Origin of the sequence: Microbacterium thalli, assembly GCF_028737325.1 — a bacterium.
GTDB lineage: Bacteria > Actinomycetota > Actinomycetes > Actinomycetales > Microbacteriaceae > Microbacterium > Microbacterium thalli.
Map to the genome: position 1 here is coordinate 13,570 of NZ_JAQZCH010000003.1, position 14,259 is coordinate 27,828.

Below are 14,259 nucleotides of genomic sequence, written 5' to 3' on the forward strand. Positions count from 1 at the left end.
GGCCACAAGGAGGCAGTTCTATGTCAGTGACGCACACGGAGGTAACCGCGGGAGCGGCGGAGCTCGACCCGTGCGGGCAGCCGGACCATCCCGACTGCGGGATCCGCGATGTGCTCGACCGCGTCGGCGACAAGTGGTCGGTGCTCGTGATCGTCGAGCTGGCGAGCGGGGCGCGTCGCTTCCGCGAGCTGCAGCGCGCGATCGACGGCATCTCGCAGCGCATGCTGACGCTCACCGTGCGCCGGCTCGAGCGCGACGGCCTGGTCATCCGGACCGTCTACCCGACCGTTCCGGCCCAGGTCGACTACCGCCTCACCGAGACCGGCGCGAGCCTGACACACCTCGTGAAGGCGCTCGCCGACTGGTCGCTCGAGAACCGCGACGGCATCGCGGACGCGCGACAGGCGTACGACGCGCAGCATCCCGACAACGGCATCCGCTAGCGCGGGGCGATGACGACGTCGACGACATCACCGACGTCTTGCCGAGCGCTGTGCGCACCTTCGCGTTGAGCGACACCATGTGCCCGCCGGTGCCGGCCACCATGGCGCCGACGTTCTCGAGCAGGATGCCGTCGACCGTCGCGTCGACGCGGACCGTTTTGCCCGTGCCGAAGAACTCGGCCGAGCCGGGGATCTCGACGCAGCTCCATGTCTCGCCTTTGATGGCGACCCCGATGGTCGTCTGAAACCGTAGCTCGCTCGCGCTCATGCCGTCAGGTTAGGGGAGGGCGCGACGCGGATGCCGTCCCGTGAGATGGCCCGCTATCCGGAATGCGCGGGTGATGCGGGCTCCCGACTTTTCCGCCAAGATGGCGCAGGGGATCGCGCCGGGGAGCGCGACGCGCACGAGTTACGGGCGGCAGCGGTGCCGCCCGGATGGGGGAAAGAGATGACCGAGTCGAGCCTGCCGCCCGCCGGATGGTATCCCGCACCGCACGCCGCGGGGCAGTCGCGCTACTGGGACGGCGCCGCCTGGACCGAGCACGATGTGGAGCCCGAGAAGCAGCCGTCGTTCCTGCAGCGAGGGATGTCGCGGAAGATGGGTCTGATCGCGTCGGCATCCACACTCGCGGTGGGGATTCTGCTCGGGTCGTCGATCGGCGGCTCGGGTGCCGTTGCCGAACTGTCGTCGCTGAAAGAGAAGGTGACCGCGCTCGAAAGCGACATCGGCGAGGCGGAGGTGGTCGCTGCAGACAGCGACGCGGCACTCGCGGACGCTCAGGCGGATCGGGATGCCGCGGTCGCCGAGCTCACCGAGACCACCGAGGCCCTCACGCTCGCCGCAGCCAAGGTCGTCGAGCTTGAGGGTGCCGCGACCGCAAACCAGGGTGAGCTCGATGCTCGCGCCGCGCGTATCGCCGAGCTGGAGGGACAGGTCTCGGCTCAGACCGCGCCCGTCTCAGCGCCTGCGCCGGCGCCCGCTGCCCCGGCGATCGTGTCGTTCGACAACTGCACAGCGGTGCGCAACGCTGGAGCCGCCCCGATCCGCTCGGGCGACCCGGGTTACGGGCGCCACCTCGACCGTGACGGGGACGGTATCGGCTGCGAGTAGTCGCCGGACGCCGGGGTGGCGTCGTGTGCGGGAGATCGGCGCGACAATGTCGGGGTGAGTCTTCTTCCCTACGAGTTCTACCGTCAGGTCGAGCAGACGATGCCGATCGCGTGTATCGATTTCGTCCCCGTGCGTCAGGTCGGTGACGGTAGGCAGGTAGGTCTCATCTCGCGCGAGTCGCCGTATGGCCGAGTCTGGTGCCACCTCGGCGGGCGCATCCGTCGTGGCGAGACGATTGTCCAGGGACTGCAGCGGCATGCGCGCGAGACCGTGGGGGTGGAGACGGACGTCGCCCCCAACGCGCAGCCGGTCTACGTGTACGAGTGGTTCCCGTCAGCTGTCGCTCCGAACGATGGCACGCAGTTCGGCAACGATGAGCGAAAGCACTCGATCGGGTTGTCGTACGTCGTGCGCTTGCTCGGCGATCCGTCGCCTCAAGGAGAGGCGCTCGCATTCGAATGGTTCGAGACAGACCGCTTGCCCGAGAACAGCTGGCCCGGAAGTGCCGAACTGGTCCGCCGACTTCTGGGTCAGGTTTCGTAGTCCCCGATCCACCAGTCCGAGATCTCCGACATCTGCTGGGCGACCGTTTCGTGGCGCGGATCGGCCCGGAACGCCTCGAACGCCGAGCGATCCGCGAAGGTGGCGTCCTCGACCAAAACCAGCCCCTTACGCGTGTCGAGCGAATGATCGATTCGCCACGACGCGACGCCCGGAAGAACGGCGAGTGACCGAAGCGATTCAGTCGCCCCGGTCACTCGTTCTCGTGCCACCCCATCGTGAATGCGGAAGAGCACGATGTGGCGGTACACCGTTACTCTCGCACTCGGTCCACGTTGTCGTGGTACCAGGCCACCGTCCGCTCCAGGCCCTCCTGCAGCGAGATCTGCGCGGTCCAGCCCGCCTCGGCGAGCTTGGAGACATCGAGCAACTTCTGCGGTGTGCCATCGGGCTTCGACGTGTCCCACTCCGTCTCGCCCTCGAACCCGACGACCTCGCCAATCGTCTCTGCGATCTCGCGAATTGTTACGTCAGATCCGGTGCCCACGTTGACCTGCTCAGGCCCGTCGTAGTGCTCCATCAGGTGGAGAACGGCGTCCGCCATGTCGTCGGCGTGCAGGAACTCCCGGCGAGGGGTGCCCGTGCCCCAGTTCGTCACCGAGCTGGCGCCGGACCGTGCGGCTTCGTCGTACCGGCGTATCAGCGCCGGCAGCACATGCGACCCCTTCGGCGAGAAGTTGTCGTTGGGGCCGTAAAGGTTCGTCGGCATGGCCGAGATCCAGGGCAGCCCGTACTGACGGCGCACGGCCTGGGTGTGCAGGATGCCGGCGATCTTGGCGATCGCGTATGCGTCGTTCGTCGGCTCGAGGTGGCCGGTGAGCAGCGAGTCCTCGCGGATCGGCTGATCCGCGAACTTCGGGTAGATGCACGAGGACCCGAGGAACGCGACGCGCTCGACGTCATTCGCGACAGCGGCATCCAGCACGTTCGTCTGGATGCGCATGTTGTCGCTCAGGAAGTCGACCGGGTACGTGCTGTTGGCGAGGATGCCGCCGACCTTCGCCGCCGCGAGAACGATGTACCGCGGCTTGACTTCGCCGAGATAGGCGAACACATCGTCGCGATCCTTGAGGTCGAGCTCTTTCGACGTCTTGCCGACGACGTTAGAGAATCCCGCAGCCTCGAGTCTGCGGACGATCGCCGACCCGACCAGGCCACGGTGGCCGGCAACGTAGAACGTCGCGTCGCGGTCGAGCTCGCCGGGGGTGTAGGTCAGCCCGTCGCTCGCGGTCACTTGTGGCCCCACGAGGCGAGCTTGACGGTGTCGATCCAGTCCGGGCCTTGTTCCAGTGCTTGCACGTCGGCGTCAACCATCAACTTCGCGAGTTCCTTCCCGTCGATAGTGGGAACCCAGCCGAGCCTCTCCGCCGCCTTGGCAGGTTCGCCGATGAGGGCATCCACTTCCGTGGGGCGCAGGTACCGCTCGTCGAACTTGACGTACTCCTGCCAGTCGAGGCCGACGTGGCCGAAGGCCGTCTCCAGGAAGTCGCGGATCGTGTAGCCGACACCGGTGGCGAGCACGAAGTCTTCCGGCTCGTCGACCTGCAGCATGCGCCACATGCCTTCGACGTACTCGGCGGCGTAACCCCAGTCGCGGACGGAGTCGAGGTTGCCGAGGTAGATGTCCTTCTGAGTGCCGGCCTTGATGCGTGCGACCGCCCGCGTGATCTTGCGGGTGACGAACGTCTCACCGCGGCGGGGCGATTCGTGGTTGAACAGAATGCCGTTGACCGCGAACATGTCGTACGCCTCGCGGTAGTTCTTCGTGATCCAGTACGAGTACAGCTTCGCGACGCCGTAGGGCGAGCGGGGGTAGAACGGCGTCTCCTCGTTCTGCGGCGGGGGAGTCGCGCCGTACAGCTCGGAGGTCGACGCTTGGTAGAAGCGCGTCGTGATGCCGGAGAGGCGGACCGCTTCGAGCAGACGGATCGTGCCCGTGCCAGTGGTGTCGGCGGTGTGCTCGGGCTCATCGAACGACACACGCACGTGCGACTGCGCAGCGAGGTTGTACACCTCGTCGGGGTTGATCTCAGACATTAGCGTGACCATGCGCGCACCATCAGAGAGATCGCCGTAGTGCAGGAAGAGCTTCGCGCTTGGGTCGTGCGGGTCGACGTAAAGGTGATCGATGCGGTGAGTGTTGAAGGTCGACGCACGGCGAATGAGCCCGTGCACCTCGTAACCCTTCGACAGCAACAGCTCCGCGAGATAGGAGCCATCCTGCCCCGTGATGCCGGTGATGAGTGCGCGCTTGGACAACTGATGGCTCCGATCGGAAACTATGACGAAGGTGTTGTAGCTTCGGGCGGCTTACGTTTCCTGTTGATAAGCAGCGAGAGCAGATTAGCGAATCGTTCGATCGCGAACGATTCGTCGAGCACCGTCTCGCGGTATCGCCGCCCGCTGGCGCCGAGCGCATCGGCGCGCGCCCTGTCGCGACCAAGTGTGATCGCGGCTGTGAGAAGTTCCGATGGCGAGCCCGCCGGCACCACGGTTCCTGCCCGCGCAGCCCGAATTTCGTCAGCGGTGATCCCGGTCTCGTCGGTGGCAGCGAGGACTGGTCGGCCGGTCGAGAAGTAGGACGTGAGCTTGCTCGGCACCGCCATCTCGGAGACACCGGGCTTCTCGTTCACGAGCAGAACGTCAGCGGCGACAAGTGCTTGCGCGAACTGCTCATCGGGCAGCGGATCGACGAAGTCAAGGTGGGGGATACCCTCGGCCAATTTCTCGAGCTTCGCGCGCTCTCCGCCGTTCCCCAGCAGCACGAATCGCACTCGCGCGCCTTCGTCGGCAGAGCGGCGAGCGGCCGCGATGACGTTGTCGAGTCCTTGCTTCAGGCCCATGTTGCCGGCGTGCAGCACAACGGTCTCGTCACCCCACCCGAGCGCACGGCGTGCCTCCGCCCGATCAATGTCGGGGGAGGGGGGAAGGTGAGTCCAATTGCGCACCACCGTGATGCGGTCCGACTGCACGCGGAGGTCGTGCGCGATGCGCTGCGCGAATCGATCGTGGATCACGACAACGCTGTCCGCGGCTCGGAGGAGGCTGCCCTCCAGCACCCGCATGATCCTCGCAACGATTCCGGAGCCCTGGCCAGTCTCCGTCAGTCCGAGCGTGTAGAGGTCTTGCACCCAGACGACTACTGGCGTGCGACGGTGGAAGAGCTTGGCTCGGGCCATCGCGACGCACGCGCTGAATAGGGCAGGCGAAACGAGGACGAGGGCGTCCGGGGATCCCCAGGGTACGGTTGCGGACCGCAAGCCGAACGTTAGCTCGGACAGCAGCCGGCGCACTCCGGTGGGCGGACGCGGAATGTAATGCCGAACGCGATGCACCTGAACCGCGGCAAGCCGTTCCTTGCGCGACCACTGCCCGTAACCTGGGGCCAGCTCCCAGTCCGGATAATGAGGGTGTGCTGTGACCGCGCGCACGCGCATTCCGCGAGCGGCCAGGCCCCGTGTCAGCGCCCCGGTGTACGGAGCGATGCCCGTCGGCTCAGGAGGATAGTTGATCCCGACTACAGTGACAGCAGGGGCATCCTTCGGCATACTCCTGACCATATAGCGGACAGCGTTTCGCAGTCGTTACGGAGGGCGCACGTTGGATGACATCCCGGTGATCGACCTCTCGAAGGCGCCAGGCGAACGCGCGGCGTGGGATCAGCCGCGATGGAAGGTGTACCTGTGGGCGGTCACCGAACTGCTGTTCGTTACGAACCCGTGGCAGATCAGCTCTAGCATTCGGACCCGTATGCTCCGCGTCTTCGGCGCCGAGATTGGGCGAGGGGTGGTGTTCCGGCCGCGGACACGCGTGAAGTTCCCGTGGAAGCTCCACATTGGAGACCGCAGCTGGATCGGAGAAGGTGTCTGGTTCCACAATCAAGACCACATCTGGATCGGCCACGACGTCGTCATCTCGCAGGAGACGTTCCTCACGACAGGGAGCCATCGACACCGTAAGGATATGGCGCTCGTTACGCGCCCGATCACCATCGAGCCGGGGGTGTGGGTGACGAGCCGATGCCTCATCCTCGGCGGGGTGACGATCGGGCGTTCCGCCTTGATCAAGCCGCTCACCCGCATCGACGACGACGTCGAGCCCAACTCCGTCTGGGATCAGAGCGGTTGGCTCGCGAAGCGATTCGCATGAGAATTGCCCACGTAGTCACCTACATTTCGAACGACGGGTCGTTCGGTGGCCCGGTTCGGGTCGCCCTCAGCCAAGCCGCTGCACTCGCCGCGCGCGGCCACGACGTCACGGTGTACGGCGCGTCACCTGACGCCGTGCCGAGGACCGTCCGCCAAGACGGCTATCGCCTCCGAATGTTTCCTGCCCGGCGGTTGCACCGCGCCCTAGGTTTCGCTGGGATGTTTGCGCCTGGGCTCACGCGGGCGCTGAAGGCCGAGATTCATGCGATCGATGTGGTGCACGTGCACCTGGCCCGAGACCTGGTGACATTGCCCGCGGCTCGCGCTGCGCGGAAGGCGGGTGTGCGTCTCATCGTTCAGCCGCATGGGATGATCGACAGGTCCACCAATCCTCTAGCAGTTCCTGTCGACGCCTGGGAGGTCCGTCCGGCGCTTCGGGCGGCGTCGACGGTGCTTACGCTGACCGACCAGGAACAGCGCGACATCCGCGCGATCGTCCCCACCGCTAGGGTTCGAAGTATTGGTAACGGCATCGTCGTCGCGGACGTGCCGGACTATGAAGGGCGGGCCAACGAGGTGCTTTTCCTCGCTCGCCTGCATCCGCGCAAGCGTGCCGTGGCTTTCGTGGAGATGGCGAGTGAGTTGATCGCCCGCGGTGAGACTGCCACCTTCACTCTCGCTGGACCTGATGAGGGCGACGGGGAAGGCGTCCGTGCTGCGATACGCCGCTCGCCCGCTCCCGAGCGCATCCGCTGGATCGGGCCGGTCGACCCGGCACTGACCGACGCTCTGCTACGACGTGTACGCGTGTTCGTGCTGCCATCCACAGGTGAGATCTTCCCGATGGCCATCCTTGAGGCGTTCGCCGCTGGAACTCCCGTGGTGACGACGGACTCGCTCGGCATTGCCGCTGCGTGCCGCGGTTATGACGCCGCCGCGGTTACCGACGGGTCGATATCCGCGCTAGCGGACGCCGTCTCAGCGGTGCTTGCAAGCAGTGAGCGTGCGCACGAGCTGCGGACGGGAGCGCGAACCTATGTTACGGAGGAACTGGGCATCGACAGGGTCGTAGCCGAACTCCTCGATACCTACGGAGCCATTGAGGAGTTGAGCACATGAGTGGCCTGCGAAAAGACGTCATCGCCGTCATTCAGCCCTTCGTGCCCGGATACCGGCGACCGCTTTTCGATGCTATCGATGCGGAGCTGCGACTGAGGGGACTTCGGCTTGAGGTATGGCACGATTCCCCGAAGGGGCGTGTGGCGGCCAGAGGGAACGCGGCTTCGGGAGAATGGTCGGTGCCAATCCGTCAGCGCCGCGTGTCGCTCGGTCGGCGCAACATCACCTACCGAGGTGTGCTGGGGGAGGCGCGGCGCGTACGAGCGGTCGTCGCCGGGCTGGCCAGCACGAACATCGAGACTTATGCTCTCGCGCTCGACCCGCATGTGCGCCTTATGCTTTGGGGCCACGGGCGGAATTTCACTGCATCAAATAACACAATCGACACGCGTATCGAGGCATGGCTGGCGCGACGGTCGGCGCACGTTCTCACTTACACCGACGAGGGGAAGAGCCACGTCGTAGCGCAGGGGGCACCGGACGATAAGGTCACGGTGGTAGTGAACGCCACCGACACCCGCAGGCTTCGTGCGGAACGCGCTGCGGTCACCCCGCAAGAGTCGGAAGAACTGCGCGCAGCCCACGGGCTCAAGGGGCGCCGTGTGGCGCTCTTCGTCGGCGCGTTCGATGAACCAAAGCAGCTGCCGTTCTTGTTCCACGCGATGGATCAGGTGACCGCCGTTCACGACGACGTAACTCTCGTTCTCGCCGGTGCAGGCCCGGAGGCAAGCGAGGTCGAGCAGTTCGTCGCGGCGCGTCACTATGCTCAGGTAGTAGGACGACTAGAGGCGTCAGAGTTGGCGCGGTTCTCTACCATCACGGACCTTCTCGTGATGCCGGGCCGAGTCGGTCTCGTAGCAGTCGATGCTCTGGGCCTTGGCTTGCCCATTGTTACCACGAGGTACCCATGGCACGCCCCAGAGGCGGCTTACCTCACGGATGGGGTCGATTCGGTGTGGACCGAGTTCGAAGTCACCGCTTACGCAGAGGGTGTGACTGAGTTGCTCGGCGACGCTGCCCGACTCCAGTCGCTGCGGGCCGGGGCCGAACACAGCGGCGCTAGCTTCTCAGTTGAGTCCAGCGCCGCTCGCTTCGTAGCTGGGATCCTTGCGGGTCTGGAGTCATGACGCATCTGGACAACCGGCGTGGCTAACTCGCGCAGAATCGCCGGGCAGTTCGCGTGGGCGTCCTCAAGTCGCGTCGGCGCCGCGCTTTTGCAGGCGCTGCTGTTCGTCCTAGCTGCGCGCGCCCTCGATCCTCGCGAGTTCGGTCTCCTCGCGGCGATGCTCGGTATCACGACACTCCTTCAGACGACGTTTGACATGGGTGTTCAGACCTTCGCGACTCGGGAGCGCGCGGCGCATGGCGATGTCGGCGCGGTAGCTACTGCACTGCGTTTCAACGCCCGCACGTCGGTACTGCTGGCTGTGGTGGGTGCGATTGTGATAGCGGTGGCTGGTTGGACGCTCAACTCGTCGTTCTTCTTCATGCTTCCACTCGCTATCTGCATCAGCGCCGAGCGCACCGCTGACGTGCGTTTGACAATCGCGTTCGCTGACGGCGACGTCCGCGGCAACGCCATCAATCTCATAACCCGTCGGGCGGCAGCCATCGCCCTTTTCCTACCGCTCGTCATGGTCGACGTGGAAGCGCTTCTGTCTTACTCGATTGCCGTCGCGCTAGCAGCCATCGGCTCCTCGGTGTTTGCGCGCGTCTACGTGCGCGGGCGGGTCAACGCGAAGCCCGACATGACCTACCGGGATCTCCTGCGGGCGAGTTGGCCCTATTGGTTGAATTCTGTAGCGACCCAAGCCCGGAATCTGGATTCGACGATCACCGCGGGATTCGCGGGTGCCACCCAAGCTGGGCTTTTCTCCGTTGCCAGCCGGCTGACGAGCCCGTTGCGGATCCTACCTACGACTCTGTCTAGCGTTCTCCTGCCCAACGCGGCGAAGTCCGTAGGTTCCCGGCGCGAGACTCTTAGCCTTCTCAAACTCGCGGGCATCGCGTGGGGGGCGACTACGGTGCTGTACTTAGTGCTGGTCGTGACTGCGCCGTGGTTCGTCCCGCTCCTGCTCGGCGCGGACTACGCGCATTCTGTGCCAGCAGTTCAGATAGTGGTGGCCGGGCTCCCATTTGCTGCCCTCATCTCGCTGCTGTCATCGATTCTGCAGGGCCATGGCCACAAGCACTACGTTGCGACGGTGTCTACCGTCTCGGTCATCGTGTGCTTGGGGATGGTCGCGACAGGAGCGTGGTTGTGGGGTGCGGCGGGAGCAGCGCTTGCGCTGACCGTCAACTTCTTTGCGCAAGCGGTCGCGATCGCAGTCGGGTTCATGAGGCATGTCTGGAATGGGAGCGGCTCGAAATGAGCAAATCTAATCGTGGGCGGAGCGTCTTTTGTACGATCGCGGCGCAACACGACAACTTGGGGGACATCGTGATCCGGCAGAGGATGCTGGACCTCGTTGATCAGCACCACGACTTGCACATCAGTGCAGGCTCGATGCCTGATGAGTATCTCGCAGCCTTCGATCTACCCCTAAACGCTCGCATCTATCGCTCGTCGACAGGCTTCGCGGCGGCGTTCTTTTGGGCGAGCGTGCGCGGTCGAAGCGCGCTGCTTCTTCCGCCTGGCCCCTACCCGCTAACCTCGACCCGCGCGGCGGTGCGTGGTGCTGCCAGTATCGCGGGCACGCTCCTCGCGCGCGCCGGCGGAGGGCCGTCGATCACCGTCGGAAAATCCGTTCGCGGGACGCATCGCGCTGCGGTGCAGATTGAGCGGGTTCTTTTTCGTCTGTCCAACATTTACGTCGCCCGAGATCGACGCAGCGCAAGTACGCTGAGCTTGCCCGTGGCGGCCGAGCCCGACCTTTCCCTGCTTTCGCCTCCCGCGCCGCCGCAGGAGTCCCGTTTTGTAGCGATCTCCCTCCGTTATGACCGCCCGGTAGCGGAGCAATTTCTCGACGCAGTTGTTCGGTGGGCGCGTGAGAGTAATTTGACGCCGGTTTTCGTTACGCAGGTTCGACGCGACGAGAGACGACACGCGGAGCTCGCAGCATTGCATGGTGCGGAGCACGTCGCTTGGGGCGACCGTACCCATCGGCAGCAGATGGGAGCCGTAGAGCAGGCCTATGCGCACTCGGCAGTCGTCGTGACGGATCGTTTGCACGCTGCGTTGCTTGGCGCTCTCGGCGGCGCGATTCCGGTGGCTATGACCGCGCCAGGAAAGCCCAGTAAGATCGCGGACGCGGCCGACGGTGTAATGCGAATTGTTTCCATCGAAGGCACAGCTGACCAGGCCGAGGTCATGGGTCAACTCGACGCTGCACGTGCCCAGGGGCCGATGACTGCGGCGATGGCAGAAGCGGCGGATCGACTCAGCTCTGTTCGAGCCCGCGTGTCGAGGGCACTGGCGCGAGGCTGATCTTTGACTGCCCGATGCGGTCGGCCGCGCGCAAATCCTTTGCCGTCGAATCGCGGTGTGGGACTCGTCCGATTCGAGTTGCGAGCCAGCACACTACCACGAGCACGATAATCACTTGGGCAGCGATCCATAGTTGCGCGATCGAGTTGCCACGCACGACTTGCGGCACGAACGCGGCGAGCGTGAGGAGCGCGAGAAGAGAGACGCCCTCCGCGCGAAGAAAGTTCTCCTCAAATCGGGACAGCAATATCCCGACCAGAATCATCCCCAATACGACACCCGGAAGACCGAAATCGTAGAAGAAGATCCCGCTCGTGCTAGGTACGGGGCAGTACGAGACGCCACACGGACCCCCAAATGCCTGGATCAGTATCTCATTGCTCCATCGCTCGCCGAGTGAGAAAGCTGAGGGGGCAGGGGTCACTAGTGCTTCGCCTATTGTCCCGCGCCCCAGGCCGTACTCAATGGTGGCTCCAAGTCTGGTCGACAAGAACGCGATGTAGCTGAACATCTCAGTGTCATAGGACAGGAAAAAGTTCTCGAGCGTGCCGCCAAGGCCCTGAGTGCCGAAATAGTCACCCATCGCGCCGAGCAGATCGGTCCTGCCGGTCCGCGAGCCCGAGCTGCGGACGAAGGGAATGATCGAGAGCGCCAAGAACCCCGCGAGAGCCAACGTCACCATCCGCCAAGTGATGAGCCGATACCACTGTGGGGGCAAGGCGCCCAACACTGCTGCGAGGGCAGAGGGCAGCAGGAATCGGCGCGACCCCAGCGCTGAGGGAGGGATGATGGTCAGGACGATGACGATCCAGTATGCGAGATTCTCGCCCGGGCGGATTCGGCGTGTGCGTTGAGTCGTGATCCGCGCGAATGCCATCAGCAGCCCTGCTATCACCGGCAGTGCGGGGACGACAGCGGGCATACCCGCGAGAGCAGTCTCGCTTCCGGCGCCGCGTCCTTGGAACATGAGCAACACGTATGCAAAGCCGCCCCCCGTCGCCGCCATCAGAACGAGCCAGGCCAGAAGCACACCGACGCTGAACACGGCGGCGGTGGGAATTGTCAGAGCGAGCCGCGGGGCACCCCCTGGAGGAGAGACAGTGTCGCGTTGGCGCCGTGACATTGTTATGCGCCCCATGAAGTACCCGAACAGCAGAAAGGCGACCGAGAGGAGCCCGACCCATGCGGCGGTCTCAAAGCCGTTACGGACGGTGTTGCCCCCGTAGAAGTTGTAACGATCATGGGCGACCATCATGATCGGACGAACACCGAAGATTGCCGTGAGCATCAGCAGCGTAACCGACATCGGAGACACAAGGGAGCCGCGCCGTAGGCCGGTGACGAGCACGACTCCGGCGATGCTGAGACAGAGAGTCAGCCAGGGAACGATGGTTGACGGCGTGTCCATGCTTCACTCCGTCCCACGTGCATACATCGCGGTCTTGCGCCGGGCCATCATCCGAAGCGCTCGCCTGTCTACAGTAACTGCATCCGGTGCGGGCCTGGACGAAGTCATCTCATGCCCGGGAGGTGGCGGACCACGTTGGAGGCCTGACGATACAACCCCATGTAGGCGGTGGGATTAGCAAGAGCTAGCGCGGCCTGCAGCGCTAGACGGGGGCGTTTGCTCCGTAGGAGGCGGGCGGAATCCACCCAGCGCATCAAGCTTCGTACTTGAGCTGCCTCTGCGCGGGCGGTTGCTGGTGACATAGTGCTCCGCCTGCGGGCGATCTCGTTTAGGGACGGCATCACGACGTTCCGATAAGTGAAATAACGCAGCGCATCGTCCGTCCGTGCGCCCATTCCGCCGTTGGCCCGATCGTGGGCGATCGCGAGGCAACTCCGCAGGTCGCTGAAGTCATATAAGCGACCGTTCAGGATCGAGCCCGGATTTTGGAAGTATGTGTAGAGCGTCCGGGGGAGGGTGCTTACGATGCGCGCCTTCGGCAATACGCGAAGAACACCCCCGAGATCGGAGTGCGCACGCTGAGGGGGAAAGGGGTCTGCGCCAAGGACAGCACGGCGAAAGAGCTTGTTCCAAAGGTGGCCTTGGAGGCGTCCCTCAAGGAGGCGCGTGAGAGCCTCCGCTCCCCCAAAGTGTTCCTCAACCGTAGCGTCCGTGATATCGCCCACCTTGGTGCCGTCCGGTGCGCGCTTCACTGCATTGCACACGACAATGTCGGCGTTCGACTCACGCGCGGCGGTCACCTGCTCGCTCACGATTGATGGCGACCACTCGTCGTCGGCGTCGGTGAGCCACACAAACTCTCCCGTACACGCGCTTAGCGCATGATTGCGTGCGTGGGCTACCCCTCTTTCCGCAGCGTCGAGGATCTTTACGTCGCCTGGCAGGCACGTGCGCCATTGTTCGATCCGGGAGCGCGAATCGTCCACAGAATGGTCGTCAACGAGAACAAACTCGTAGTCCACGCTCGTGTTCAGTGCGACGAGCTGCTCCAATGTCCGGTCAAGGTAATCGCTCGCATTGTGAATAGGAAGCACAACGCTGACGAGCGCGCGTCGGTCAGTCATCGCGACGTGAGCGCCCGCTCGATCCTTCGATCGAGTCTCGTCTGCGCAGCCAGGAGCTTCGCGCGCAGGTCATCGTTGCGGCCTGTTTGCGCTGTTAGGAAGGCCCGGACATCGTTGGCGGATGCTGTGGCGGAATCAAAGCTCACGTCGACGTATCCAACTGTCGCGAAGTGCGTACGGATCTTCGCAGCCGGGGATGGCGCAATCTCGACAGGCGTCACGCCCGCCTTAGCGGCCAGGATCAAGACGTGCAGACGATCGCTGACCGCGAAGGCACATTCTTCGTATAACAACCGGACTGCGACCTCTTGCTCCAGGTCGCTGCGTTTTCCCCAGGGGAGGTGCTCGGCGTCGGCGAGGCGGGCGGCGATTTCCGCGCACCGCTTCTCGTCTTCGTCTACCTGTGCCATAGTCACGATTCGGAGGTTCTGATCCCGGGCAAAAGCTGCAATGCCCTCGAACCACGCATCGGACGGAAGAGGGCGTTTCCCGCGCATGGTGACAAGCAGCGTGCGGCGTTCGGTGTGAGGGAGCCCGGCGACAGCCGGCTCGGCAAATGCGGTGTCAGGAGCGAGCTCTCCGACACCCATCCGGTCAAGAGAGGGGCGATCCCGCCACAGCACGACATTCGAAAGCCGTGCTGACGCGCGATAGAAAAACGCGGTGACTAGGTCGTACCCGCCAACGGCGCGTGGCGGCCGGATGACCTGAGCGCCCCGCAGTCGAAGGCCGAGCACGATGGCGAAGAACATGATCTCCGATTTCAGGTGCTCCCGTCCAAGAGGGACTTCGCCCGGGTCGAAGACCAGAACCCGCTTGCCGCGCCCGAACAGTAGGCGTCGGAGCCATAGCTTGCGCTGGGAGGCGGGATAGGGCGTCTCGCCGTCGCGAAGACCCATTTGCTCAACCCATCCGGAT

The 14,259-nt window shown here is 64.5% G+C and carries 15 protein-coding genes and 1 pseudogene; 8 read left to right on the forward strand and 8 right to left on the reverse strand.

Translation table 11 applies throughout. The features are described from left to right. The first annotated feature begins 20 nt into the window (after nucleotides 1-20). Entirely contained in the window at nucleotides 21-443 is a 423-nt protein-coding gene (locus tag PUW82_RS14300) for a winged helix-turn-helix transcriptional regulator (RefSeq protein ID WP_274222991.1), read from the forward strand. A gap of 94 nt (nucleotides 444-537) precedes the next feature. Here the strand turns inward: PUW82_RS14300 and PUW82_RS14305 are convergent. Beyond that, nucleotides 538-711 (reverse strand): annotated as a pseudogene (locus PUW82_RS14305) (DUF1905 domain-containing protein); the annotation flags it as partial. Between the two features lie 180 nt (nucleotides 712-891). On the opposite strand from PUW82_RS14305, the gene PUW82_RS14310 reads away from it, so the two are divergent. Both PUW82_RS14310 and PUW82_RS14315 read left to right on the forward strand, forming a co-directional pair. Beyond that, nucleotides 892-1,554 carry an excalibur calcium-binding domain-containing protein gene (locus PUW82_RS14310; RefSeq protein WP_274222992.1) on the forward strand — a complete coding sequence of 221 codons (663 nt, stop codon included), beginning with the start codon at nucleotides 892-894 and terminating at the stop codon, nucleotides 1,552-1,554. Nucleotides 1,555-1,608: 54 nt separating this feature from the next. Further along, on the forward strand, nucleotides 1,609-2,097 hold the full coding sequence (locus PUW82_RS14315; protein WP_274222993.1) for a DUF4916 domain-containing protein: 489 nt from the start codon (nucleotides 1,609-1,611) through the stop codon (nucleotides 2,095-2,097). Here PUW82_RS14315 and PUW82_RS14320 read toward each other — a convergent pair. From PUW82_RS14320 to PUW82_RS14335, 4 genes are read right to left on the reverse strand one after another with little or no spacing between them, the layout of a single operon-like run. Beyond that, nucleotides 2,085-2,366: a Dabb family protein gene (locus tag PUW82_RS14320; RefSeq protein ID WP_274222994.1), complete on the reverse strand. Its 282-nt coding sequence runs from the start codon at nucleotides 2,364-2,366 to the stop codon at nucleotides 2,085-2,087. The genes PUW82_RS14315 and PUW82_RS14320 overlap by 13 nt on opposite strands. Nucleotides 2,367-2,368: 2 nt before the next feature. Further along, the gene (locus tag PUW82_RS14325) at nucleotides 2,369-3,349 is read right to left on the reverse strand and encodes a GDP-L-fucose synthase family protein (protein WP_274222995.1); all 981 of its coding nucleotides are present in this window, start codon (nucleotides 3,347-3,349) and stop codon (nucleotides 2,369-2,371) included. Continuing rightward, nucleotides 3,346-4,374: a GDP-mannose 4,6-dehydratase gene (gene gmd, locus PUW82_RS14330; RefSeq protein ID WP_274222996.1), complete on the reverse strand. Its 1,029-nt coding sequence runs from the start codon at nucleotides 4,372-4,374 to the stop codon at nucleotides 3,346-3,348. The genes PUW82_RS14325 and gmd overlap by 4 nt, the downstream gene beginning before the upstream one ends. A gap of 20 nt (nucleotides 4,375-4,394) precedes the next feature. After that, nucleotides 4,395-5,663, reverse strand: a complete 1,269-nt coding sequence (locus tag PUW82_RS14335) for a glycosyltransferase (protein ID WP_274222997.1) — start codon at nucleotides 5,661-5,663, stop codon at nucleotides 4,395-4,397. 52 nt (nucleotides 5,664-5,715) lie between these two features. On the opposite strand from PUW82_RS14335, the gene PUW82_RS14340 reads away from it, so the two are divergent. From PUW82_RS14340 to PUW82_RS14360, 5 genes are all read left to right on the forward strand, one after another. Next, on the forward strand, nucleotides 5,716-6,264 hold the full coding sequence (locus PUW82_RS14340) for an LbetaH domain-containing protein (protein ID WP_274222998.1): 549 nt from the start codon (nucleotides 5,716-5,718) through the stop codon (nucleotides 6,262-6,264). Next, nucleotides 6,261-7,382 carry a glycosyltransferase gene (locus tag PUW82_RS14345; RefSeq protein ID WP_274222999.1) on the forward strand — a complete coding sequence of 374 codons (1,122 nt, stop codon included), beginning with the start codon at nucleotides 6,261-6,263 and terminating at the stop codon, nucleotides 7,380-7,382. Before PUW82_RS14340 ends, PUW82_RS14345 begins: the two co-directional genes overlap by 4 nt. Continuing rightward, nucleotides 7,379-8,509 (forward strand): glycosyltransferase family 4 protein, encoded by a 1,131-nt coding sequence (locus PUW82_RS14350; RefSeq protein ID WP_274223000.1) that lies wholly within the window; start codon nucleotides 7,379-7,381, stop codon nucleotides 8,507-8,509. Before PUW82_RS14345 ends, PUW82_RS14350 begins: the two co-directional genes overlap by 4 nt. 18 nt (nucleotides 8,510-8,527) lie before the next feature. Then, nucleotides 8,528-9,754, forward strand: a complete 1,227-nt coding sequence (locus PUW82_RS14355; RefSeq protein ID WP_274223001.1) for a lipopolysaccharide biosynthesis protein — start codon at nucleotides 8,528-8,530, stop codon at nucleotides 9,752-9,754. A gap of 83 nt (nucleotides 9,755-9,837) precedes the next feature. Beyond that, entirely contained in the window at nucleotides 9,838-10,809 is a 972-nt protein-coding gene (locus PUW82_RS14360; protein ID WP_274223002.1) for a hypothetical protein, read from the forward strand. On the opposite strand, the gene PUW82_RS14365 is transcribed toward PUW82_RS14360, so the two are convergent. The 3 genes from PUW82_RS14365 to PUW82_RS14375 form a co-directional block, all read right to left on the reverse strand. Continuing rightward, on the reverse strand, nucleotides 10,763-12,217 hold the full coding sequence (locus PUW82_RS14365) for an O-antigen polymerase (RefSeq protein ID WP_274223003.1): 1,455 nt from the start codon (nucleotides 12,215-12,217) through the stop codon (nucleotides 10,763-10,765). The two genes, PUW82_RS14360 and PUW82_RS14365, sit on opposite strands and share 47 nt — an antisense overlap. Nucleotides 12,218-12,321: 104 nt before the next feature. Further along, nucleotides 12,322-13,341: a glycosyltransferase family 2 protein gene (locus PUW82_RS14370; RefSeq protein ID WP_274223004.1), complete on the reverse strand. Its 1,020-nt coding sequence runs from the start codon at nucleotides 13,339-13,341 to the stop codon at nucleotides 12,322-12,324. Continuing rightward, nucleotides 13,338-14,240, reverse strand: coding sequence for a hypothetical protein (locus tag PUW82_RS14375; RefSeq protein ID WP_274223005.1), 903 nt, complete (start codon nucleotides 14,238-14,240; stop codon nucleotides 13,338-13,340). Before PUW82_RS14375 ends, PUW82_RS14370 begins: the two co-directional genes overlap by 4 nt. Nucleotides 14,241-14,259: the final 19 nt, after the last annotated feature.